21 protein-coding genes are annotated in these 24,150 nt (G+C 57.8%); 9 read left to right on the plus strand and 12 right to left on the minus strand.

Annotated features, from left to right (window positions below; genetic code table 11):
• Positions 1-27 precede the first annotated feature (27 nt).
• Both LSG25_RS17115 and LSG25_RS17120 read right to left on the minus strand, forming a co-directional pair.
• Positions 28-1,497 (minus strand): NAD-dependent succinate-semialdehyde dehydrogenase, encoded by a 1,470-nt coding sequence (locus tag LSG25_RS17115; RefSeq protein ID WP_232742091.1) that lies wholly within the window; start codon positions 1,495-1,497, stop codon positions 28-30.
• Between the two features lie 25 nt (positions 1,498-1,522).
• Positions 1,523-2,494 (minus strand): D-glycerate dehydrogenase, encoded by a 972-nt coding sequence (locus LSG25_RS17120; protein ID WP_232742092.1) that lies wholly within the window; start codon positions 2,492-2,494, stop codon positions 1,523-1,525.
• A 131-nt stretch (positions 2,495-2,625) separates the two neighbouring features.
• On the opposite strand from LSG25_RS17120, the gene LSG25_RS17125 reads away from it, so the two are divergent.
• The 5 genes from LSG25_RS17125 to ubiA all read left to right on the plus strand — a co-directional run bounded on the left by LSG25_RS17125 (position 2,626) and on the right by ubiA (position 8,231).
• Positions 2,626-3,468: a FadR/GntR family transcriptional regulator gene (locus tag LSG25_RS17125; RefSeq protein ID WP_232742093.1), complete on the plus strand. Its 843-nt coding sequence runs from the start codon at positions 2,626-2,628 to the stop codon at positions 3,466-3,468.
• Positions 3,469-3,607: 139 nt separating this feature from the next.
• Positions 3,608-4,756 carry a mandelate racemase/muconate lactonizing enzyme family protein gene (locus LSG25_RS17130; RefSeq protein ID WP_232742094.1) on the plus strand — a complete coding sequence of 383 codons (1,149 nt, stop codon included), beginning with the start codon at positions 3,608-3,610 and terminating at the stop codon, positions 4,754-4,756.
• Between the two features lie 32 nt (positions 4,757-4,788).
• Entirely contained in the window at positions 4,789-5,769 is a 981-nt protein-coding gene (locus LSG25_RS17135; RefSeq protein ID WP_232742095.1) for a tripartite tricarboxylate transporter substrate binding protein, read from the plus strand.
• Between the two features lie 168 nt (positions 5,770-5,937).
• Complete coding sequence (locus LSG25_RS17140) at positions 5,938-7,137, plus strand: PLP-dependent aminotransferase family protein (RefSeq protein ID WP_232742096.1); 1,200 nt, start codon at positions 5,938-5,940, stop codon at positions 7,135-7,137.
• Positions 7,138-7,340: 203 nt separating this feature from the next.
• Positions 7,341-8,231 (plus strand): 4-hydroxybenzoate octaprenyltransferase, encoded by an 891-nt coding sequence (ubiA, locus tag LSG25_RS17145; RefSeq protein ID WP_232744743.1) that lies wholly within the window; start codon positions 7,341-7,343, stop codon positions 8,229-8,231.
• A 69-nt stretch (positions 8,232-8,300) separates the two neighbouring features.
• On the opposite strand, the gene LSG25_RS17150 is transcribed toward ubiA, so the two are convergent.
• From LSG25_RS17150 to LSG25_RS17170, 5 genes are all read right to left on the minus strand, one after another.
• On the minus strand, positions 8,301-9,134 hold the full coding sequence (locus LSG25_RS17150; protein ID WP_232742097.1) for a citryl-CoA lyase: 834 nt from the start codon (positions 9,132-9,134) through the stop codon (positions 8,301-8,303).
• On the minus strand, positions 9,131-10,330 hold the full coding sequence (locus LSG25_RS17155) for a CaiB/BaiF CoA-transferase family protein (protein WP_232742098.1): 1,200 nt from the start codon (positions 10,328-10,330) through the stop codon (positions 9,131-9,133). The genes LSG25_RS17150 and LSG25_RS17155 overlap by 4 nt, the downstream gene beginning before the upstream one ends.
• A gap of 66 nt (positions 10,331-10,396) precedes the next feature.
• The gene (locus tag LSG25_RS17160; RefSeq protein ID WP_232742099.1) at positions 10,397-11,377 is read right to left on the minus strand and encodes a tripartite tricarboxylate transporter substrate binding protein; all 981 of its coding nucleotides are present in this window, start codon (positions 11,375-11,377) and stop codon (positions 10,397-10,399) included.
• Positions 11,378-11,443: 66 nt separating this feature from the next.
• Positions 11,444-12,151 carry an RraA family protein gene (locus tag LSG25_RS17165; protein WP_232742100.1) on the minus strand — a complete coding sequence of 236 codons (708 nt, stop codon included), beginning with the start codon at positions 12,149-12,151 and terminating at the stop codon, positions 11,444-11,446.
• The gene (locus tag LSG25_RS17170) at positions 12,152-13,141 is read right to left on the minus strand and encodes a hydroxyacid dehydrogenase (RefSeq protein ID WP_232742101.1); all 990 of its coding nucleotides are present in this window, start codon (positions 13,139-13,141) and stop codon (positions 12,152-12,154) included. It lies immediately after the preceding gene.
• A 94-nt stretch (positions 13,142-13,235) separates the two neighbouring features.
• Between LSG25_RS17170 and LSG25_RS17175 the strand changes: the two genes are divergently transcribed.
• The 3 genes from LSG25_RS17175 to LSG25_RS17185 all read left to right on the plus strand — a co-directional run bounded on the left by LSG25_RS17175 (position 13,236) and on the right by LSG25_RS17185 (position 17,538).
• Positions 13,236-14,228 carry a LysR family transcriptional regulator gene (locus LSG25_RS17175; RefSeq protein WP_232742102.1) on the plus strand — a complete coding sequence of 331 codons (993 nt, stop codon included), beginning with the start codon at positions 13,236-13,238 and terminating at the stop codon, positions 14,226-14,228.
• A gap of 186 nt (positions 14,229-14,414) precedes the next feature.
• Positions 14,415-16,034 carry a GMC family oxidoreductase gene (locus LSG25_RS17180; RefSeq protein ID WP_232742103.1) on the plus strand — a complete coding sequence of 540 codons (1,620 nt, stop codon included), beginning with the start codon at positions 14,415-14,417 and terminating at the stop codon, positions 16,032-16,034.
• A 193-nt stretch (positions 16,035-16,227) separates the two neighbouring features.
• A complete protein-coding gene (locus LSG25_RS17185) occupies positions 16,228-17,538 on the plus strand; it encodes a putative Na+/H+ antiporter (protein ID WP_232742104.1) in 1,311 nt (436 codons plus the stop codon).
• Between the two features lie 727 nt (positions 17,539-18,265).
• Here LSG25_RS17185 and LSG25_RS17190 read toward each other — a convergent pair.
• The 5 genes from LSG25_RS17190 to LSG25_RS17210 all read right to left on the minus strand — a co-directional run bounded on the left by LSG25_RS17190 (position 18,266) and on the right by LSG25_RS17210 (position 23,185).
• A complete protein-coding gene (locus tag LSG25_RS17190; RefSeq protein WP_255696599.1) occupies positions 18,266-19,768 on the minus strand; it encodes a carboxylesterase/lipase family protein in 1,503 nt (500 codons plus the stop codon).
• A gap of 39 nt (positions 19,769-19,807) precedes the next feature.
• Positions 19,808-20,587: an ABC transporter permease gene (locus LSG25_RS17195; RefSeq protein WP_232742106.1), complete on the minus strand. Its 780-nt coding sequence runs from the start codon at positions 20,585-20,587 to the stop codon at positions 19,808-19,810.
• On the minus strand, positions 20,574-21,296 hold the full coding sequence (locus tag LSG25_RS17200; protein ID WP_232742107.1) for an ABC transporter permease: 723 nt from the start codon (positions 21,294-21,296) through the stop codon (positions 20,574-20,576). The genes LSG25_RS17195 and LSG25_RS17200 overlap by 14 nt, the downstream gene beginning before the upstream one ends.
• Positions 21,297-21,378: 82 nt before the next feature.
• Positions 21,379-22,383 carry an ABC transporter substrate-binding protein gene (locus LSG25_RS17205; protein WP_232742108.1) on the minus strand — a complete coding sequence of 335 codons (1,005 nt, stop codon included), beginning with the start codon at positions 22,381-22,383 and terminating at the stop codon, positions 21,379-21,381.
• 25 nt (positions 22,384-22,408) lie between these two features.
• Positions 22,409-23,185, minus strand: a complete 777-nt coding sequence (locus tag LSG25_RS17210; protein WP_232742109.1) for an ABC transporter ATP-binding protein — start codon at positions 23,183-23,185, stop codon at positions 22,409-22,411.
• 605 nt (positions 23,186-23,790) lie between these two features.
• On the opposite strand from LSG25_RS17210, the gene LSG25_RS17215 reads away from it, so the two are divergent.
• Positions 23,791-24,144 (plus strand): FmdB family zinc ribbon protein, encoded by a 354-nt coding sequence (locus LSG25_RS17215; RefSeq protein WP_232742110.1) that lies wholly within the window; start codon positions 23,791-23,793, stop codon positions 24,142-24,144.
• The last annotated feature ends 6 nt before the right edge of the window (positions 24,145-24,150 follow it).

Here is a 24,150-nt window from a genome sequence, read left to right on the forward strand (position 1 = left end):
GTGGATCAAACACAAACCTCTGAGACTTTATGCCTTGCGCATTTGACCCAGGCCGCCAGCACATATGTATTTAATTTCGACGTAATCATCGATTCCGTATTTCGAGCCTTCCCGGCCCACCCCAGATTCCTTTATGCCTCCGAAGGGAGCGAGCTCAGTCGAGATAATGCCTTCGTTCAAGCCGACGATGCCGCATTCCAACGCTTCGGCTACCCACCATGAACGCTCGTAGTTGGTGGTGTAGAAATAGGCGGCAAGGCCGAATGGGGTGTCGTTCGCCATGCGTATAGCGTCGTGGTCGGATTGAAAACGGATCAGCGGAGCCACGGGACCGAACGTTTCCTCATTCATCAGCTTGGTATCGGGCGAGACGTTGATCAGGATAGTGGGCTGAAAAAACAAGCCTCCCATCGGGTGGGCTTGCCCGCCCGTCAGTACCGTGGCGCCCTTCGAAAGCGCATCGCCTATATGTTCTTTGACTTTATTTATGGCCGCTGAATCGATGAGAGGCCCTAGAGTCACCCCATCGTCCAGGCCATTACCGACTTTCATTGCATCGACCGCCACCTTGAGTTTGGCGGCAAAGGTATCATAAACGGCTTCTTGGACAAAAATCCGATTGGCGCATACGCAAGTCTGCCCTGCGTTACGGAACTTCGAGGCTATGACGCCTTCTACTGCTTTGTCCAGATCGGCATCGTCGAAAATAATGAACGGTGCGTTTCCGCCAAGTTCCATAGAAACTTTTTTTACTGTGCTGGCGCATTGCGCCATCAATAACTTGCCGACTTCTGTTGATCCGGTAAAAGACAGTTTGCGCACCAAGGGGCTTGAAACGAGTTCGTGGCCCACGACGCCGGAGGCTCCGGTAACGACGTTGAACACGCCTGGCGGCACGCCCGCTTCCACCGCTAGTGCCGCCAGTGCGAGGGCCGAAAACGGAGTGGCCGAGGCGGGCTTGACAACGATAGTGCAGCCGGCAGCCAGTGCCGCGCCGGCCTTGCGGGTGATCATGGCATTGGGAAAATTCCATGGAGTTATGGCGGCCACAACGCCCACCGGCTGTTTGATTACTACGATGCGCCGATCGGCGTTGGCGGCGGGAATCATGTCTCCGTAGACACGTTTGGCTTCCTCGGCAAACCATTCAAGGAATGATGAGCCGTAGGCGATTTCGCCACGAGATTCTTGCAGTGGCTTGCCTTGTTCCAGAGTTAGAATAAGCGCGAGGTCTTCCTGATTTTTCATGCATAGGTCATACCAGCGCCGGATGATTCTGGACCGCTCTTTTGCGCTGATGCCGCGCCAACCAGGTAGCGCGTCATGAGCCACGTCGATGGCATTTCTCACATCCGATCCATTGAGTTTTGGGACTGTGCCGATTTCTTTACCATCTGCCGGATTCACCACGACAATGGTTTCCCGGTTTGTGGCATCGGTCCAATTGCCATTGATATGGCATTGTTGGCGGAAGAGGTCCTTACGTTGCAAATTCATAGCCTTGGGTTCCTTGTAATTCGGTTCAAATGAGTAAATTCAGAGGAGTCCCGCCCTGCTCCAGCTCGACCAGGCCATCGATCAGAAGTTGCCCCATTGCGTTGCGGGTTTCTTCGGTGGCGCTGCCGATATGCGGTGTCAGGAATACATTATCTAAATTACGATAACGCGGATCTATATGGGGTTCGTTGGCAAAGACGTCCAGTCCGGCGGCAAATAAGTGCCCGGCTTGCAGCGCTGTGATTAAAGCGTTGTCGTCTATCAGATCACCGCGCGAAATGTTGACGATAACCGCCCCGGCGGGAAGTAGCGCCAAGCGTTGGGCGTCCATGATATTTTTAAGTTCCGACGATCCTGGTGCAGCCAGCACAAGAATATCGCTCGAGCCAAGCAGGCTGCCGAGCGAGTCATGGTAGATTGCACCGCTTTCCAGGCCGACATCAAGCCGACGGCGATTGTGATAATGGATTTCAAGACCGAAGCCTAGAGCGCGGGCTGCGATGGCTCGCCCGATGCGGCCCATGCCGAAAATCCCCAACCGCCGTCCGACTAGTCCTTTCCCGAGCAGTTGTGTAGGTGCCCATCCCGGCCACGTCCCTGTGCGGACCATGCGATCGGCTTCGAATCCGCGCCGACAGGCATTCAGTAGCAGGAGCAGGGCGATTTCGGCGCAGGCATCGCTCAGGACATCGGGCGTATGCAGGACCCGCACTCCGCAGGATTTTGCGGCAGCCAGGTCGATATGGTCGTGCCCCACCGACAACGTCGCAATTGTTTTCAGTTCGGGTGCCAAATGCCGCACGACATTTGCATCTATGAATTCGGTGGCCGTGACAAACAGTACTTCAACACCCTTGGCTCGCTGCATGATTTCCTCCGGAGCGATGATGCAATCGTCAGTGTTGAAAACCAGATTGAAGCGCTGTGCCAGTTGTTTTTCTATTACAGGCGTGAAGCGCCGGCATAGGAAGGCCTTTGATTGCTTGATTTGGCTCATAAGATGCTTGAGTTTGCTGAAGAGATAAAGTTTAATTAATTTATCATACCAATTTATAATATGAATGTGTCAATAAATTTTATTTGAATGTTATGATGACATCCGATTTCCCAATGCTTTCAGGTGCTTATATGTCTCTACAAAACAGTGGGCGCGACATCGGCCCTTCGGCCACCGAGCCGACCTTGGCCGACCGGATTACCGAACTGCTTGCTTCTCAGATTCGCAGCGGCAGCTATCCGGTCAATGCGCGTCTGCCGACCGAAAAATTCATGACAGAGGAATATGGTGTAAGCCGCACTGTGGTGCGGGAGGCCATCTCGCGGCTCAAATCCGAAGGATTGGTGGAGACTCGGCAGGGTAGCGGAACAGTGGTTCTGGACCCCAAGAATTCCGAGGCATTCAGGTTGGGAAGGGCAGACGATAATCCCGCCAAGGCTGTGGTGCGCATCATCGAATTGCGTCGCGGTATCGAGGCGGAAATGGCGGCATTGGCGGCAGAAAGGCGTACGGCGGCTGAGATGAACCAAATCAAGCGTGCCTTGAAGGAAATCGATAAAACGGTCAAAGAGGGCGGCAATGGCGTTGATGAAGACTTGGAATTTCACATGGCCATCTCGCGTGCGACGGGCAATCCGCACTACACCGCCTTGCTCGGATTGCTGACACGGGCGCTGAAAGACGCAATCCGGGTGACGCGAGGCAATGAGGCGCGCCGCGATGATCTGGCGGGGCAGGTTCGCGACGAGCACAATGCAATTTGCCAAGCCATTCAGGCACGCGACGTAGCGGCCGCGCGTGCGGCTGCGTTTCGCCATATGCAAAACACAGCGGTTCGTATCGAGCTCGCCGAAAAAGACTATTGGGCCGGCGATAGCCGCAAGGCCGCGCAGCGGTTGGCGAAAGCAGATCTTGGAGCCGTACTTGGCGGTACGAGTTCCGAGCTGAATCCTGGGAAAAATAAAAAAAATTAACTTCATTGAAATGTTGTGTGATATATTTATCATACAAATTATGGGCTCCGGCGTGCTTACAAATGAGCGGAGTGTCATCCCGCCCGGCCCAGCAAGGCCGGGATGCTGATCATCACCACATGAACCAAGAGAGGGTGTAATGAAAATCACGCAAATCACGGCAATCCCATTGTCGTACCGTTTGCCTGAAGGCAAGACAGTAACCATGGGTGTGGGAAGCACGCTCAAGCGCGATGCGATCATTATCCGAGTGGAAACCTCGGAAGGAATCACCGGATACGGGGAATCGCATCCCGGGCGTAGCCCGGGGGCCATAGTCAGCCTTATACACAACACTCTTGCGCCGCTATTGGTAGGCTACGACGCGACCGACGTAATCGGGGCCTGGAAACGGGTGCACCGTATGCAGTTCTCCAGTCACGGCCTGGGAGCCGGCGCCGCTTTGGCCTATTCCGGCATCGACATGGCCCTCTGGGATATACGCGGCAAGGCGGCCAATATGCCTCTATACAAATTATTGGGTGGCGGGCAGCGCCGCATTCCTGCTTATGCTGGCGGTATTTCGATGGGTTACCAGCCGCCCGAAGACTTGGCCGACGAGGCTCGCGGCTACCTGGATAAGGGCTATAAGGCGGTAAAGCTGCGCATCGGCGACACAGTAAAAAACGACATTGATCGCATAACCCACCTGCGCAAGGCATTGGGCGATGATATCGACATCCTTACCGATGCCAATACCGCATACACCATCGCCCAGGCCCGGCGAGTGTTGCCGGTGCTGGCCGATATCAAGGCCGGCTGGCTGGAAGAGCCGTTTGCCTGCAATGATTTTGCATCGTATCGCGAGGCGGCGCGCATTACTCCGCTAGTTCCAATAGCCGCCGGCGAAAACCATTTCATGCGTTTCGAGTTTGCGCAAATGCTTGAAGCGCGGGCGGTTCAAATCTGGCAGCCAGATCTTTCCAAGACGGGTGGCATCACCGAGGGCGTCCGGATCGCGGCGCTGGCTTCCGCATTCCAGATACCTGTCAACGCCCATAGCTCCGCCACTGGGCTCAACCATGCGGCCACACTACATTTTCTTGCCGCCACCGAGAACGCGGGCTACTTCGAGGCTTGCGTCTCGAAGTTCAATCCCTTCCGCGATATGTTCGGGGCCACATTTGAAATCGGTGCGGACGGGTGCGTGGAACCGCCCGAAGGACCGGGCCTTGGAGTCAATGTCGACGAAGCAATCTTTAAGGAATTTCCGGTGGTCGATGGCCCGGGCTATGTTGTCAAATTCTGATTTTCAGCTTAAATGAGTCGAGGAGATAAAAAATGAATAATTTTAAAAAAATACTGATAACGATTTGCGCGCTTCTGATCGGCGCTATAGGAGTCCCTAGCGAAGCAGCACAGAAATACCCTGATAGAGAGGTCCGTATTGTTGTGCCCTATACCCCAGGCGGCTTCAATGACACGTTTGCCCGCACAATAAGTCATTATTTGACGACAGATTGGAAAGAGTCTGTCGTGGTAGAGAACCGGCCAGGAGGCAACACCATTATTGGCAATTCGTTCGTGGCTAGGGCAGCGCCCGATGGTTATACATTGTTGGTGACGCCTTTGCCTTTTTCGTCCCTGCCGGGCTTATATGGCAAGAAACTACCCTATGATGCATTGAAAAATTTCGACCCTGTGGTGTGGGCTGCCAGCACCCAAAATGTTTTGGTGGTGCGCAGCGACTCCAAGATAAAGACAGTAAAAGACCTGGTTGACTACGCCAAGAAGAATCCGAAAAAAGTCAATTATGGATCTACTGGTACGGGCTCATCGAACCATCTGTCCATGGAACTCTTCATGAGCATGACGGGTACTCAAATGACTCATATACCCTACAAAGGCAGCTCTCCGGCGGTAGTGGCGTTGTTGAGCGGCGATATCGATGTGTTCTTCGACAACATGCCAAATGTCTTGCCGCAAATCCGCGCTGGAAAGTTTCGCGCAATAGCGACCACTGGCTTGAAGCGTTCCCCTTTATTGCCCGATGTGCCTACCGTAGCAGAGTCCGGCGTGCCCGGCTATGAGGTAAATGTATGGTTTGGTCTCCAGGCGCCGGCAGGTACCCCGGCGAACGTGATAGCCAAGCTGAATAAAGACGTGGTTCAGGTGCTGCGAACTCCCGCAGTTGTAAAGCAATTTGGTGATCTTGGAGTCGAAGTCGTGGCCAGCACACCCGAGCAATTCGACCAGTTGTTAAGTTCGGAAATCAAAAAATGGGGCGATGTGGTCAAGGCGGCTCATATCCAGTTGGAATGAGTCGGGAATCAGCTTTATGTCTTGTCTGTTGCACGGCTCAGGTCCCTGGGGCTGTGCGACAGTAGTCGGTATGCCTGAATTTACGCATAGCCTGATTCCACCAGCAATTTCCTGAAACTTGCAGTAACCTACAAAGTTATTTGTTTATTTCCGGAAATCCGCAGGATCATGACGTCGTCTGCCCAACCCTATACTTTTTCATCACGCGCGAAAAACCTTACAAGCTCAGCCATACGCGAGATTCTCAAAATCACCGAGCGGCCTGAAATCATCTCGTTTGCCGGCGGTTTGCCCGCTCCGAAAGGGTTTCCGGTAGAAGTCATCAACGCCGCGTATGATCGCGTCCTCAGCCAATTGGGCCGTTCGGCCCTGCAATACGGCCCTACCGAAGGTTATGCGCCTTTGCGCGCCTGGGTGGCCGAAGACCTGAAGCGCGTAGGCGCCATGGATATTACCCCCGACGAAATCCTTATCGTGTCGGGTTCGCAGCAGGCCCTGGACATGCTGGGCAAGCTGTTCATCGACCCGGGCAGCAAAGTACTGGTCGAGGCGCCCAGCTACCTGGGTGCGCTGCAGTCGTTTTCCCTGTTCGAACCCGAGTATGTGTCCGTACCCACCGACGGCGGTGGCCTGATTCCCGAAGGCCTGACAGACGAACGCGTGAAAGACGGGCGCTTTATCTATGCCTTGCCCAATTTCCAGAACCCGACTGGCCTGACCCTGAACCTGGCGCGGCGCAAGGCGCTGGTCGAACGCTGTGCAGCCGTCGGCTTGCCGATTATCGAAGACGACCCCTACGGCGACTTGCGTTACGCCGGCGAAGCCCTGCCGGGCCTGCTGGGCCTGGGGCGCGCTGCGGGCGCCACCGTCATTCGCCTGGGTACGTTTTCCAAGGTGCTGGCGCCCGGCCTGCGCCTGGGCTATATTGCCGCGCCCAAAGAGATCATTTCCAAGCTGGTGCAGATCAAGCAGGCCACCGATCTGCATACCGCGTCGATTACGCAAATGGCGGTGCATGAGGCCGTGAAAGACGGTTTCCTGACCACCCATTTGCCCACCGTGCGCGAGTTGTACAAGCAGCAATGCGGCTATATGCTGGATGCGATGGCGGCGGATTTTCCATCGACTGCGGCCTGGACCAGGCCTGAAGGCGGCATGTTTATCTGGGTCACCCTGCCCGGGCATATCGACAGCAGCGAATTGCTCGCGCGGGCGATCAAGGAAAAAGTCGCGTTCGTGCCCGGCGCGCCGTTCTACACCGGAGACGACGCGCAAAACAACACGCTGCGGCTCAGCTTCGTGACCGTATCCGAGGAAAAGATCCGCGAAGGCATTGCGATCCTGGGCCGGCTTATCAAAGAAAGCTGAATAACAGCACAGTGCCGTCGCGGCGGGCGGGTACACGGCGGAGAGTCAGGCGGCGAACAGCTTGCGTATTCTTACTCTCGTCAGCCGGGTTAAAATTCATTTCCGCTTTCCCCGGCCGCAAGCCGGGGCCCGAATGACGATCTCAATCTGAAACAAGACAAGCCGTGAATACGCCTGAGCCTGCCATTCCCGATCTGTCCGACATGCGGCCCGACGACTGGGTCGAGCGTTGGTTGCCGCGGTCGTGGGGGCCCTATGCGCGCTTGTGCCGCCTGGATCGCCCCGTAGGCACCTGGCTCACCCTGTTGCCCTGCCTGGCGGCGCTGGTGCAAGCCGCCGATGGCTGGCCCGCGCTCTGGCGCCTGTTCATTTTTTCCCTGGGTGCCTTGCTGATGCGCGGCATAGGCTGCACCATCAACGACATCTTCGACCGCGACATCGACCAAAAAGTCGAACGCACCCGCTTCCGGCCCCTGACCAGCGGCCAGCTCACCCTGCGAAACGCCCTCTATTTTCTGCTCGGGCAATTGCTGGTGTGCGCGCTGCTGCTGTTTGCCGTCAATGCCTACAGCCGCTGGCTGGCCGTCTTGCTCTTGCCCTTCGTTGTGGTGTACCCCTTGTGCAAGCGCTTCACCTATTGGCCGCAGGTCGTGCTGGGCATTGCATTCAACTGGGGCATGCTGATGGCCTGGTCCGACACGCAAAACATCGTGCCCATCGCTGCCATAGCCATGTGGGTGGGAGCGGTGCTGTGGCAGGTGGGCTACGACTCGATCTATGCCTACGTAGACGTGCGCGACGACAAGGAACTGGGCCTGCACTCCACCGCCATGCGTTTTGCGGACAAGGGCAAGCAATGGATCAGCGGCTTTTACATCGCTACCGTCCTGCTGTGGCTGTATGCCGGAATTGCCCTGCACATGGCCTGGGGCTACTACCTGGTCCTGGCCGTCATCGCCGGGCACTTCGCGTGGCAAATGCGTATCTTCGACCTGGCCCGTCCCGATCGCAACTTCATGCTCTTTCGCGCCAACATCTGGGTGGGTGTGCTCATGATCATCGCTGCACTGGGCGGCACCCTGATGGGTAATTAAATAACAAGCACCAAGGGTGGCCATGGGGCGGCTACAAGGACCGCCCCTGCGAAGTCCAAACCACGGCAGTCACCGCTTGGGCACCTCTCGTGCCGCCACACCCTCGTACGTGGGCAGATACTGTCGCGGAATCGGCCCCTTGTTGCGGCCGCCTTGCCCGCTTTGCTCCCACGCATGGGCCAGAATCCCAACCGAGCGCGACAGACAGAAAATTCCCCGCGCCAGCGGCGCCGGAAAACCCAGCTCGGCATAGATAACCGCGCTTGCGCCATCGATATTCATCGGAATCCGCTTGCCCTTTTGCGCCGACAGCTCGCGTTCCACGGCCCTGGCAATCGCCGCGAACCGCCCCGACACCTCGCCCTGCGCCGCGGCCTCGTCCACCAGCTCCAGCAATCGCGGCGCGCGCGGATCGACAGGATGGAAGCGGTGTCCGAAGCCCGGTATATATTTACCGTGGTTCTCCGTAAAGTCCGCCAACACCTTCCGGACCGCCGCGGTCTCGTCCTGGCCCTCGGCAACAAGCGCCGCGATATCGTGATACACGCCCACCGCCTGCTCGCCCGCGCCGCCGTGCACATCGCCCAGCACATTCACGGCCGAACCCATCGCATTGTTCAGGCCCACACCGCAGGTAACCGCCATGCGCGCTATGGCAATGCTCGGGGCTTGCGGCCCATGATCCACCGAAGATACCAGGGCCGCCTCCAGCAGCGCGCCTTGCGCCCGGCTGGGCAAATCGCCGCGCAGCATCAGCCAGATCATTTCCGCAAAACCGATTTTGCCGATCAGGTCCTGAATCGCATAGCCGCGATAGCGGATGCTGCCGGGCTTCATATCGATGATTTCGGTGCGCCACCAATCCTTGCTGGCCTGCCCATCGTCGGGTGTCTGTGTAGTCATACTATGCCTTCCTGGTTGAAGCGGGCGATATCCTCGCGAGAATAGCCCAACTGCTCAAGCAACTGCTCAGTGTCCTGGCCCAGCACAGGCGGGGGCAGATCGACTGCCGGGGCTTTATTGTCGAGCTTGATGCCGCTGCGCACAATCCGGATATCGCGATCCACGCCAGGCACATTCTCGAAATTGGCAATCATGCCGCGCTCGCTTATTTGCGGGTGCGCCAGCACGTCCTTGACCTCGTAGACCGGCCCCGCCGGAATGCCGGCGGCCGTCAGCAAAGGCCACCATTCAGTCGCCGGTCGACTGGCCAGGGCCTGTTCAATCAGTTCCTTCAAAAGCCGGCGATTCTGCAGGCGCGATTCTCTCAGCGCAAAACGGCTGTCCGCCGCCAGATCGTCGCAGCCCAGAATCCCGCACAATGCCTCGAATTGCTCCTGCTTGTTCGCGGCAATATTCAGCAGGCCGTCGCCCGTCCTGAAGGTTCCGGACGGACTGGCCGTAATGTTCTCGTTGCCCATGGGCCGCGGCTCCTGCCCCGCATTCAGGTAGTTGGACACAGCCCAGCCCATCGTGGCAATGACCGATTCCAGCATCGACACATCGATGAATTGCGCCTCGCTGCGGGACGTATCGGCCAATGCCGCCGCCACCGCGAATGCGGCAGTCAGGCCGCCGATCGTATCCGCCATCGGGTAGCCGACCCGGTACGGCGCGTTGTCGGGGCCTCCGGTGATGCTCATCGTTCCCGACATGCCCTGAATGATCTGGTCGTAGGCCGGCAGGTTTTTCAGAGGGCCATCCTGCCCGAAGCCTGAAATTGCGCAATAAACCAGTCGCGGCTGGTGCTGGCGCAGTACCTTGAAGCCCAGCCCCAGGCGGTCCATGACCCCGGGCCTGAAATTCTCGATGAGCACATCGGCGTCCTTGACCAGGCGCAGGAATATTTCCTTGCCTTCGGCTTTTTTCAGATTGAGGGTAATGGAGCGCTTGCCGGCGTTCTGCGCCAGGAACGAAAGGCCCATGAGCCGGTTGTTCAGGTCCGGGTCGGCGCCCAGTTGCCGCGCCAGGTCGCCGGCGCCTGGCGTTTCCACCTTGATGACATCAGCTCCCATCAACGCCAGCTGATGGCCGCAGAAAGGCCCCGCAAGGACATTGGTCAGGTCCAGGACCCGGATGTTTTTTAATGGTTTTGTCATGATGAAGACATGCGGGTCCGTGCCGAATCGGCAGAGTGAGGCGGGGTTCAGGCCGCCCCGGGTTTCTTAGTTGTTAATGGTCAGATGAGCTTCTTTGATGATCTTGGACCATTTGGCCGAGTCCTTTTCGATCGTCTTGCCAAATTCATTGACGGATCCGCCCAGCACCACATTGCCTTCGTCCATGATCTTGTCGCGCAGAGTCTGCCCTTTCAGCACTTCATTGATATGCGAATTGAGCAATTCGATGACTTCTTTGGGCGTTCCCGCGGGCACCAGGATACCTGTGAGCGATGCCGATTCAAATCCGGGCAGCGTGTTCGCCAGGGGAGGGACATTGGGGAACTGGGGGATGGACTGCAACGTGGTGATCGCCAGCATCCTGACGTTGGCGTTTTTCAACTGAGGCAGCGCAGCGGGCGCCGAGGCGAAGAAAGCGTCGACCTGGCCTCCCAGCAAATCGGTCATGGCCGGCGATGCGCCCTTGTAGGGCACGTTCAGGACTTCCAGGCCGGCTTCCTTGGCGAAGAAGCGGCCGGTGATGTCGCCCACGGTACCAGTGCCGGCGTTGCCTATGGTCAACTTGCCCGGATTGGCTTTGGCGTACTTGATGAGTTCGGCAACCGATTTATAGGGCTTGTCGGCCCGCACCACCAATACCATGGGCTGCGAAGCCACGGAGGCGACCGGCGCGAAATCCTTGGCGACGTTGTACGAGATTTTCTTGTACAGGTAGGGGTTGATCGACAGGTTCGACGTTTGGCCCAGCGCCATGGTGTAGCCATTGGGCGCCGACCGGGCCAGCGCGCCCATGCCCACCGTGCCGCCCGCACCCGGACGATTCTCGACAATCACGTCCCAGCCGTATTTTTTCGACAAGGCGGTGCCCAGGAATCGGGCCATGGTGTCCGTGCCGCCGCCGGGAGGGAACGGTACCACCAGCTTGATGGGCTGGCTGGGGTAGGCTTCGGCGTGGGCTCCGGGCGCCGCGACCAGGATGCTGGCCAGCATCGACGCGGCAGCCAGGAATGTGCGTGTTTGAATCATGAAATCTCCTCGATTTTTTATGAATAAAAATATCCAGCGGGTTCTGGATGAATCGCCCAACCGGGCTTAAATAGGCAGGCCCTTGGCCCGCAAGACGGCATCGAACCGCTCTGGGTCCGAGCTTCCTTTTTCGTTGGAAAGGCGGATGGCCGCTTCTTTTTCCAGGTGCGCACGCACGCGCGGCAGCAAGGCTTGTACTTCATCGGCCGGAATGCAGATCACTCCATCGGCATCGCCCAATATCAGGTCGCCTGCGTGCACGACCATGCCCGCGCAGGCCACGGGAATATTGATTTGTCCCGGGCCGTCCTTGCTGGGGCCGCGATGCGTGTGGCCTTTGGCGAACACCGGCATCTTGCCGTCGGCCCACTCGGCCAGATCGCGAATCGCGGCGTCCAGGACAAAGCCGCCTATCTTTTTGGTCAGGGCCGTGGTGCGCATCAGGCCGCCGACCAGAGCCTGCGACACATCGCCGCCGCCATCGATCACAATAATGTCGCCGGGCCGGGACATCATGAAGGCCTTGTGTATCATCAGGTTGTCGCCTGGCCGCACACGCACGGTCAGCGCCCGGCCGCACATGATTCGATGCACATCGTTGTGATAGGCGCGCAAGCCTTGCGCACCAATGATGCGCCCCATGCAATCGCCGGCAACGGCCACCGGAATATCGGCAAACGACGCAATCAGGCTGTCGCTCAAGAGCGCAGGCATTTCATTAATACGATAACCGGTCGGCCATTGGCCGGCTTCGGGAGGGCTTGCTTCGGGCATTTACGTTCCTTTGTGTTGGAGGTTCAGGCTGCTGTAGTTCACGACGCTGGCTGCCGTGATTTCATTGCGCTTCAGGTAGCCCAGCGCGTTGTTCACCGCGCCCACCGCCATGGCGGCCAGGGCGGCCGGCGTCGATCCACCCACGTGCGGGGTCAGCACGACATTGCTCATCTGCCGCAAGGGGCTGTCGGCGGGCGTGGGCTCCACCGCCGTGGTATCCAGTCCCGCGGCAAATAGCTTTTTACTGCGTAATGCCTCGATCAGGGCGATTTCATCGACGACTTCGCCGCGCGCCGTGTTCACGACAATAGCCTGTTCGGGCAACAGGGCCAGTTGATCCTTGCCGATCAGGCCTTGCGTAGCCTGGGTCAGGGGAACGTGCAGGCTCAGTATCTGGGCGCGGGCCAGCAGATCGTCCAGGCTTGCCGTCAGTTCCACGCCATCTTGCATGTCGGCGGCCTTGGCATAAGGGTCGTACGCGCATACGCGCATGCCGATCGCCTGGCAAATACGCGCCACAATCCGGCCGATTTGCCCGTAGCCTATCAGCCCCACCGTCCGGCCTTTCAGTTCCAGCCCGTTTTGCCGGCGCGGCCACTGGCCCGCCTTGATTTCGCTGTCCATATGAGGGATGGATCGCGCCGCGCTGAGCATCAGGCCCACGGCCATTTCGGCGACCGACTGGGCATTGGCCCCCGGCGTCGAAAAAACCGGTATTTGCCGTGCCGTGCAGCTGGCCACATCGATATTATTGACGCCGATTCCGTGTTTCGAGACTACCTTCAGGGTGTCGCATGACGCAATCGCTTCGCGCGTCAGCGCAACGGTCCTGGAAATGACGCCGTCGACCTTTTCGCTGCGCAGAATGCGTTCGACTTCCGCGGGCGAGCCGTCTCCTTCCAGAAACAGGGTCCTGCAGCCTTCCCGGTCCAGGATGGCCAGGCCCTCTGGGCTAAGAGTGCGCGCGGTAATAAAAATGGTGTAGGACATTATTTGGATTCATGTAGGCAAGAGGACCGTGGTGGCCATTAAATCCAATTACTGATATAAACGTCTATTCGATAATTGTGATGGATCAATTACCATGGGTTATGAATTGAACATCGAAATTCGCGATCTTCGCTACTTCGAGACGATTGCCGAATTGGGGCACTTGGGCAAGGCCGCCGATGTGCTGTGCCGCAGCCAGCCCGCCCTGACCAAATGCATACACCGGCTGGAAAGTGAAATAGGGGCGGCGCTTTTCGAGCGCAAGGGCAGGGGCCTGGAGCTGACCGCGGTGGGCAGGGAGTTTTATATCCGGGCCTCGAAAATCTGCGAGGCCAGCGACCGCTATCTAAGCGATATGAAGGAATTCATTGCCGGCTCGGTAGGCAAGGTGCGGGTGGGCTGCGGGCCGATTACGGCCGATTATCTGCTGCCCATCATCTGCAACCTGGTGCTGCGACATGCTCCGCAGGTTTCGCTGGAAATCATGATCAACACCAATTATTTCCTGAAAGAGCAGATCAAGCTCGACCGGCTCGACCTGATTGTGGGGGTGGTCACCGACGATGACGAATTCAGGCATCAGGCCTTCATTGACGATACGGTGGTGGTGGCGGCGCGCAGGGACCACCCGATTTTCAGATCGGGACGTGTGAAATTGCCCAATCTGCTGGACTATCAATGGATACTGCCCACCACCTTTGTCGGCAGCAGGAGGTGGCTGGACAATGTTTTCCTGGCGCACAAGCTTGAACGGCCCAGCGCTCATATCGAGACCAATTCGCTGCCCTCGATTCACGACGTCATAGGCAGTACGGACCTGTTGTGTTTCCTGTCGAGGCTCACGCTGGAGCACCCCAAGACTCGCGGCATGCTCAAAGAGGTCAAGTTGAAAGAAACCACCATGGTGCGCAAATTGGGTCTTACCTACCCGCACGGATCCCTGACGCCGGCCACCGCCAAACTGATCGAACTGCTCAACCAGCATCACGGCGCCCATACCGCCACCGTCGTCGACGGCGCCTATCCCGTGGACATTGTCGGCGCCGATATGCGAGAGCCCGCAAGGGGCTCCTCCACGAATCCGTAAGGACTTCCCTGCGAGCCTGACGCGGATCGGTCATGCATTCATGCCGCTCCCGGCATGGTTCGCTTTCGGCTGGATGTCAGGTAGCGCCCGCAGGCTTGCGCTACAGTTATACCTTACAGGCACATCGCATTTCATAAGCCGGGCCGGCACATGGCCTGCACAAGAAAACTGCAAGGAGACGCGGTCATGGTGGCTCAGGCACCACAAACTACAAATCTGGAGTTTGATTACATTATTGTGGGCGCCGGATCCGCAGGCTGCCTGGTGGCCAATCGCTTGTCGGCGAATCCGGCGCACAAGGTCTTGCTGCTCGAGGCCGGCGGCCGCGACAACTGGCGCTGGATCCATATCCCGGTCGGCTACCTGTATTGCATCGGCAATCCGCGCACCGACTGGTGCTACCGCACGCAGCCCGACCCGGGCATCAATAACCGCACTCTGGGCTACCCGCGCGGGCGAGTACTGGGTGGCAGCTCGTCCATCAATGGCATGGTCTACATGCGCGGGCAGGCGGCCGATTACGACGGCTGGGCGGCGCTGGGCAACGCGGGCTGGGGCTGGGAAGATGTTTTGCCGGTTTTCAAGCGGGTTGAAGACCACCACGCCGGCACCAGCGAGTTTCATGGCGCTTCCGGCACGTGGCGCGTCGAGCGCCAGCGCCTGTCCTGGGAGGTGCTCGACGCGTTCCGCCAGGCGGCGGCGCAAGCCGACATTCCGGCCATCGATGATTTCAATCGCGGCGACAACGAAGGCTGCGCTTATTTCGAGGTCAACCAGCGGCGCGGTGTTCGTTGGACCGCAGCCAAGGCATTTCTGCATCCCATCGCCAACCGCCCGAATTTGACCGTGCTGACCGGCGCCGAGGCCCAGCGCATTGTCTTTGCCGAACGCCGGGCCGACGGCATCAGCTTCCTGCATGACGGCGAAAAGCGTTTCGCCCGTGCCCGCGCCGAGGTAATCCTGTCGGCGGGCTCGATCGGGTCGGTTCAACTGCTGCAGGTATCGGGGGTCGGGCCGGGGCCTTTGCTGCAATCGCTGGGAATCCCGGTGGTGCATGACTCGCCGGGAGTGGGCCAGAACCTGCAGGATCACTTGCAGTTGCGCCTGATCTACAAGGTGCAAAACGCCAAGACGCTGAATACCATGGTGTCGTCATGGTGGGGCAAGGCCAAGATAGGCCTGCAGTATGCATTGCAAAAAAGCGGACCCCTGTCCATGGCGCCATCGCAGTTGGGGGCGTTTGCCCGATCCGGCCCCGATCAAAGCCGTGCCAATCTCGAATATCACGTGCAGCCTTTGTCGCTGGAAAAGTTCGGCGACGACTTGCATGACTTTCCGGCCATTACGGCGTCGGTTGCCAATCTGCGTCCTACCAGCCGCGGGCATGTGCAAATTACCTCGCCGGATGCCGCCGATGCTCCCGCCATCCTGTGCAATTATCTGCAAACCGAAGAAGATCGCCGCATTGCCGCCGACAGCATACGCCTGACGCGCAAGATCGTGGCGCAGCCCGCGCTGGCCAAATATCAGCCGCAGGAATACAAGCCTGGCGCGGCGATGTCTACGCAGGCCGAGCTGGAAGCGGCCGCCGGCGAGATCGGCACCACGATTTTTCACCCGGTGGGCACGTGCAAGATGGGCGTTGATCCCCTGGCGGTGGTCGACCCTGAACTGCGCGTGCTGGGCGTGCAGAATCTGCGTGTGATCGATGCATCGATCATGCCTACCATTACCTCTGGCAACACCAACTCGCCGACCATCATGATTGCCGAGAAGGGCGCGCAGTTTATTCTGGCCGCGAATTGAAGGGTTCGGCGGGACAGGCTGACAATTTTCTGAATGTTCGTGCGACAATTCGCTCTGGCCCCGCGATGCTTGTACATGTGGTCCGCGTACCTTGCCGGATTGCAAACCTTCTCTGGCCAAAAACATACACAATATGTGTGCCAGCCCGCGCCAGTGCGGCTTTGCGCTGTTCCCTCCATAAGGTTTATCAGTAATGCCAAATCCGATCGAGCTTGTTGCAACCATCTTGTTTGCGATCGCCATCATCCATACGTTCTCCGTGCCGATCTTTGCGCGAATGGCGCATCGTGGCAGCCGCCACGCCGGTCTGTGGCATTTGCTGTCCGAAGTCGAGGCGGTATTCGGAGTATGGGCGTTTATTGTGCTCGTGATCATGGCATTGATGGCGGGCGTCGATCATACCGTCCACTACATGGATACACGCAACTTCACCGAGCCTGCATTTGTATTCGCAATTATGGTGGTGGCTGCCAGTCGTCCCATTCTTGATTTGGTGGGTGTTGTGGTGCGTGGCGTGGCCAGAATCCTGCCGGTGCGTGCCGAGCTGGCCACTTTTTTCGTAACCCTGTCGCTGGTGCCCCTGTCCGGTTCATTCATTACTGAACCGGCCGCCATGACTCTGGCGGCCTTGCTGTTGCGCGATGGCTATTTCAAGCGGTCCAGGCATACCGGGTTCAAGTACCTGACGCTGGGTGTATTGTTTGTGAATGTGTCGATAGGCGGGGTCCTGACCTCGTACGCGGCGCCTCCGGTGCTGATGGTGGCGCATACCTTTGGCTGGGATGCCGCGCACATGGCGACGCATTTTGGCTGGCGCGCGGCCAGCGCGGTCATTATCAATGCCGGTGTTCTTACGCTGATATTCCGCAAATACCTGATCGAGGGGAATCATGCGGCGAACGAGGCTGCGAGCGGTAGTGCGGATGTGGTCGACGCTGCGGCCGGGAAGGCGCGGCCCGATGTGCCTTTGGCCGTCATGGCGGTTCATTTATTGTTTCTGCTGGGCATTGTGCTGGGCGCCCATCACCCCACTATTTTCATGGGGCTCCTGCTGTTCTTTATCGGCTATACCGAAGCCTACAAGCGCCACCAGAATCCTTTGATGATTAAAGAAGGCCTGATGGTGGGCTTTTTCCTGGCTGGCCTGGTGGTGTTGGGCGGCTTGCAGAAGTGGTGGCTGCAGGACTTGCTGGCAGGTCTCGAGCCTGTGGTCCTGTACTGGGGGGCGACAGCCTTGACGGCGATTACCGATAACGCGGCGCTGACCTATCTGGGTTCCCTGGTCGACGGCACGAGTGATCTATGGCGCTATATGCTGGTGGCCGGCGCCGTGACCGGCGGCGGCTTGACCGTAATCGCCAACGCACCCAATCCCGCGGGTTTTTCGATTCTCAAGAATTACTTTCCGGATGGCGCTATTTCACCTTTGAAGCTATTGTGCTCGGCGCTGGTTCCCACGCTGGTCGCCGCGTTTATGTTTCTGCTGCCGAACGCCTTCAGTTAGAGTATTTTTGGTTTAGGTGTTTACGGGGCTGGACGCGTTTCAGTGGCTTTCGTTTTGAGCTGCTCAGGTCTGAGTTTATTACTTTGGGCGGTTAATTCTATAAAGACGCCGCAGGGTGGGCGGTGCTGTGTAGTCCGGCACGTCCAGCGGTCGGCTAGCTGCGCTATCCGACTACCCGGGTCTGCCTCGTCCAGGCGGGCGTCGGGCGAACTCGCCCGGCCTCGCGAGGCCGGGCTCAGACAGCGCCCGCCGAAGGCCCCCGCCTTCCCTTCGTCAGCCCCCGGCGCTGGACTACCGCCGGACTACACAGCACCGCCCACCCTGCGGCTTGCGTTGAGGAAATGCATAGAGAGAGATGTTGAAGCGTCGGACGCTTAATAAATCCATGGTTTGGCACATCGTGGTGTAGTGGCCACGTGATAGAGACATGGGTACGGGCAAGCTCATTCCAGGCATGCTACAACGTGAGCCGTCTATCGGGGCTTGGGGTCAGGGCCGGCGTAAGGCGTGCGCCGGGTGCTACCGTAGGGAAGGCGGGGGCCTTCGGCGGGCCATGTTTGAGCGCAGCCGCGCCAGCGGCGTAGCGAGTTTGGCCCGACGCCCGCCTGGACGAGGTAGACCCGGATTAAGCACGCCGTGCCGGTCCTGACCCCAAGCCCCGATAGACGGCGTCTTTACATACCAATCCGTCAAATCCCGTAAACACTTCGACCAAAAATGCTCTAGCTCATGTGTGGTCGCTCTGGTCACCGATAATGTGCGCCTTTTGCGGCCCGATCACGCTGCCGAAATGCATCACGTTCCTGCCCGTTGCCGTGTATTGATCCCATTGAGGGATGCCCGGATGATTGGGGTTGCCGCAATGAGCGAACGCCACCCATGCCTTCTGCATTGAGCTCGACAAACCATGGAACTCTTCCCGGTCTAGCCCTTCAAGCATGGGCGATCCGACCCAATGCTCCAGGTTTTTGAATACAAATGGTATTTCCAGGCAATGGCATGCTTCCAGTTTATTGGGAGACTGCCAGTCGAATTCGTACACATACGATGCCAGTCCTTTCTGACTGAACCGTTCGGCCAGAAGCAGGGAATCGCGTCGGAACACCTTGTCGGTATACAGATCGCCCAATAGAGCGGCAGGCGTCTGCTTTGCCCGCCTTTGCCGATATGAATTCAAATAATGGGCGGCATCGTCGCCGAATTCCGCGTGGAAAAGATCATCGACAATCCGATTGTCCGCACTCTGTATTTTCGCGTCGAAATGATAGAACGCGGCCATTTCTTCCCGTGTCGTTCCGATGAGCAAATCCACATTCAGGCGGCGGCCCGCATCGAGGCTGTCGAGCAGTTCGCTGGCAATGAACTCTCCGTCTCGAACCAGCCAGAATGGCGGCTTGGTCTGGGCGAGCCTGTGCTCGGCAATGCCCAGCGATTGCTGCGCGGCCAAAAGTTGCGCCACGGGCAACTGTTTCAGCTTATGGGCTTCCTGCGGGTTTATGCCGAGAATTTTCAGGAAAGAATGGGCCGTCTTTTCCGCTGCTTCCGGGGGGCTGAACAGCCTGCCGAGCGAAGCGCTTTGCAGCACGGCTCGTTTGAACAGGCCGTCCAGGCCCGGTTTGGTCAGCAGCGCGGCGATCGATGCGCCGCCGGCCGACTGTCCCACCAATGTAATGTTATCGGGGTCGCCGCCGAAATCCTCGATATTGTCCTTGACCCATTGCAGCGCCAGTAGTTGATCTTTCAAGCCCAGATTGCCATCGCTCAGGCCCGGAAGGTACAGGAAGCCCAGGGCTCCCAGCCGGTAGTTGATGCCCACCGTAACGACATCGCCGTTTCTGGCCAGGTGTTCTCCCGAGTACCATGGTAATGACCCTGCGCCGCTGGTAAAGGCGCCCCCGTGTATCCAGACCATGACCGGATGTTTACCGGATTGTGAATTCGGAGCGCAAATGTTGAGAGTCAGGCAGTCTTCGTCCTGCTCCAATGCAAAGTCGCCCATGGCGGCTGCCAGACGGGATTTGTTTTGAGGCGCAATGGGCCGGTCGCGCGTCGCATCGTATTCCCCTTGCCAGGACTCGATCGGGTCGGGCGGGCTGAAGCGTCGCTCGCCGACCATAGGTGTGGCATACGGCACGCCCCGGTAGATGCGGACGTTGTCAATCACGCTGCCTTTAATGGCGCCGAGACGGGTTATGAGGTGGCAATCTGCATTTTGCTGAATCTGATCCATATGCTGGCCTTCAAAGTGGGTTTCAAAAATGGTTGCCGCCTATTTGGTGACCGGAAATTTTTTCTCGAGAGGCGCCAGAATCAAACGGTCGCCCAGCATGAAAATAAAAACGATAGCGAAGCAAACGGCCAGGAAGGTGACCGTTTCGGCGGTCGACTGAGCGCGCAGCATCATGTATCCCAGCCCGTTGGGCGCCCCCAGCAATTCTGAAACCAGGGCGATTTTCCAGGCAATTCCGTACGATATTTTTATGGCGGCCAATATGAACGGCATCAGCAGGCGCAGGTTTATCTTGAGCCAGACTCTGGCGGAGGCTCGCGTGAAGCTTCTTCCCATTTCCAGCAGTTCTTTGTCTATAGAACGGAAACCTTGATCGATATTGATCAGGCAGAAGGGGATCAAGATGGCGACTTGTACGAAAACCACGCCGAAGTTGCCCGCCTTGAACCAGATGGAGGCCAGTATGGCCCAGCCTATGGACGGAAATGAATTCAAAAAAGGCTTGATGCGCTCGCTGATGATGCCCTCGAATACCGGGGCGGTATTGGCTATCAGGGCCAGTACGCCGCCTATCGCGCAGGCAATGAAAACAGACAGGACAACGCGTACCGTGGACACGAAAGCGTTGTCCAGGAACTCTTTGTCGGTCAGCAGCTGGAACAGTCTTTTTGCGACGGCCTGTGGGCCCGGCAAGACGAAATCGGGCAGGCCTTTGGCGGTTATCCACCAGATTGCCAAAAACAGGACAACCAGCAACTCGCCCAGGCAACGCCCCAGCACATTCCTTTGCCAGCCTTCAGGGCGCTCAGATTTTTGCATAGTCGTCGAAGCGGGCCTGTATGGGTTTAAAGAAGAAACGTTCGGTGCTGTAAACAAATGCGATGATTAAAAAGATGATGACGAAGATAGTGGTGGTGTCGTAGTCCTGGCGCGCCAGATTAATCAGGTACCCCAATCCGGAGTTGCCGCCGAACAGTTCGGCGGCAAGCGTTACCTTCCAGGCCACGCCGAACATCAGCCGCAGCGTGGCGAAAATGTAGGGGTAGAGCAAGGGCAGAATGGTTTTTCGCAGAATTCGCAAGTGGTTGCGTGAAAAACTCCGTCCCATTTCCAGCAGTTCGGCATCCAGATTCTTTAGGCCGCTGCTCAGGTTTATTAAAGCAAAGGGAATCAGCACCGCGCTAATGGCAAATATGACGGATATGGAATTGATTCCAAACCACATGCCGGCCAGCAGAGCCCATCCGACCCCCGAGAACGACCCCAGAAACGCGCCGAACCGTTGATGAATGGCAAAGCGGAAAACCGGAAAGTAATAGGGGATCAGGGCCAGCAAGGCGCCGATGAGGAACGACAGGAATATTGCCGCTCCCACGTGATAAAGCGAAAACCCCAGCTGTTCCAGAAGATTCGGGTTGGACAGGAATTTCCAGACGCCTTGCACCACGGCGACGGGGCTGGGCATCTGGTACGAGGGGCTGACCCACGAAACGATGCCCCAGCCCGCAAGGCATAAAAGCGTAAACATGTGGGTCGCGGTTGTTTTTCGGGACATGGTGTTGCGGGCGCTTTGCCGTATGGCCTTGGGTGAATGTGATTCGGGCTGACCGCTACGCCTTGACGGTCAGTTTGTCCCACAGGAAGGATTCCGCCGGGGCCGCTTTCTTTATAACGCCCAGCTCTACCGAAAGCTCATAGAACTTGTCGATGGCCGCGGCGTGCTCTTTGGTGAAATCGCCCGGCACTTCCGAAACATTGCCGAACCACCAGTCGAAGAAGGCCGGGTCCAGGCCGCTTTTTTGTGCAACTGAATCGAATACCTCTTTGCGATGGCTCAAGGCATATTTGATCGATTCATCGAACATCCTGATGAATTCCAGATAGGCTTTGGGATCGGCGCCGAGCTTCTCGGGATACGACACGTTGACGGCGCTGACAAATTGCATTTTGAACATTTCGATGTTGTCCCGGGCCGTTTCCGCTATGGTCCGGTATTCGCCGGAACGGATTGCCTTGTACGCCTGGCTGTGAATCAGGGTGGCCGCGTCCACGCTTCCCCGGGACAAGGCCGCAGGCAGGTTCGAGGCGGGAATCTGCAACTGCTTCAGGTCGCCGCCTTGCAGATCGGTGTTGATCCCGTATTTTTTTTGCAGCGCTATTCGTACTTGCGTATAGCCGGTCGACTTCAGGCTATAGGAACCGAGTGTCTTGCCTTTCAATTCTTTCGGGTTTTGCAGGGGACTGTCTTTTTTTACCCAGATGCCTCCGCCCAATCCACCCTTCGATTGGCGCAATGCGGTATTCAGGATGCGCAGCTCCAGACCCCTGGAGGCTGCGGCCGGCAGGCCGATCACGGCTGTCATGATGACGTCGTACTGTTTCGACGACGTCGATTGAAGCAGTTGCGGGATCGCCAGACCCTTGGTTTCCACATCGATCAGGTCCGATTTCACTTTGCCGTTATTGATCGCCCATACCACGGCGTCATAGGCCGGGTCGAGCAGGTACGCATAGGTGATCTTTTTGCGTGCCGCCTGGGCGTAGCCCGGCCGGGCTATCGTCATCAGGCTGGGAAACGCGATGGCCGCCATTTTCAATAGATTTCTTCTGTTCATGTGCCGCTCCTTGCTGTGCGATTGATCAGGTTTCGATGCAGGACTCGATGGCCTTGAAAGTCTCAAGCAGCCGGTCGCGATGTACCGCGAGTGTCGATGACGACAAATCCCGCGGCCGGGCTTCTTCCAGAGGAAAATCTTCTTTGACCGAAGTGGGTTTTTTTGTGAGCAGGATGATTCGGTCGGCCAGTTGCAATGCCTCTTCAATATCGTGAGTGACGAAGACGATGGTCTTGCCGGTCTTTTGCCATATTTGCTCTATTTCCGAGCGCATTTTTTTCCGGGTGGTGGGATCCAGGGCGGAGAAGGGCTCGTCCATGAAAATGATTTCCGGATCCACAGCCAGGGCCCTGGCGATGGAGACTCGCTGCCTTTCGCCGCCCGACAATATGGAGGGATATTTGTGTACGTCTTTCGACAGGCCCACCAGGGACAGCAGTTCAAGCGCTTTTTGTTCGCGGGCTTTTTTGTTTTTCGAGCCAAAGCGCAGTTCGGTGCCGAGCAGTACATTTCCCAGTGCGTTGCGCCAGGACACCAGTCGGGGCGATTGGAAAACATACGCGATCCTGGACCAGGCCACGGATGGGCTCAAGCCCATGATCCGGACGGTTCCGGCTGCGATGGGCAGCAGTCCGCCCATGACCCGCAGGCTTGTCGATTTGCCGCAGCCCGATGGCCCCAGCAAGCAGACGAATTCTCCTTTTTTTACCTGGAAGCTCAGGCGATCGTATATTTTTTGTCCGCCAAGCTCTACTACGACGTCTCGGAAATCGATAACTACTTCTTTTGTCTCTATTTTCATGTCGGTTCTTTGTGTGTTCACAAACGCCGCCGGCTATGGGGTTTTATATCATGCTGTCCTATCCGCAGGATATGGCTGTTGCTTATAGTGGAATTTGCTCAATCCTAGGCTAATTGCAGAGCGGTGTCGATGCTTCGGGTATTCCGATTTAGCATGCGAGTATTCATCCGTGTTCTTAAGGCGCGGGGGTGGCGGCCCAGGCAGGGTGGCGCTCGCATCGTCCGATCCAGGCTGCGGCCGCGGCGGACTCAAGCTCGCTCACTCTGCCTGGGCCGCCATCCCCGTTCGTGTTGCGGGCTTTTGGGAGATCGCAGGCCGACGCTTGTGGGCCTGCGTTTTCTTGCGTGGCGACAGGCCCGTACAAGGGGTCTCTGCGGATCGTGACGCCGCGCTGTGGGTCAAAAAAGGCTAAAATCAAACGTTTTTCTGATTATTGGCTGTTTTAACGAGCCTGATCGAGCCGCCGCCCTTGATGCTGCTTTGCAGAGGGCGGTTTCGGCGTTGCCTCAGTCCTTTTGACATCGCCGCGAGCCCTGTTTCGTGCGTATTGCTTTTTGCGCGGGAGGGCGAAGCCAGTTTCCGATCGGGCTTTTCAAGGATTTTTCGTGCCTATTTACGCTTACAAATGCAGCGCCTGCGGACATGAGCAGGATGTGCTGCAAAAAATGTCGGATCCGCTGTTGAAAGTGTGTCCTGAATGTGGTCAAAGCACTTATTCCAAGCAGGTCACGGCGGCGGGCTTTCAATTGAAGGGCTCGGGCTGGTATGTGACCGATTTCCGCGGCAATGGCGCCAAGCCCGCAGCCGACGGCAAGCCCGCTTCCGCCGCGGGCGCGGCAAAAGCGGCCGACGGCGCCGCAGCCGCGGCACCGGCCTCATCTTCCGAGAGCAAGGCGGCTCCCGCGGCGGCACCCGCTTCGTCTTCTCCTCCTTCAACGCCTGCTGCGTCGTCGACGTAGGCAAAC

This window comes from Paralcaligenes sp. KSB-10 (assembly GCF_021266465.1).
Taxonomy (GTDB): Bacteria; Pseudomonadota; Gammaproteobacteria; order Burkholderiales; family Burkholderiaceae_B.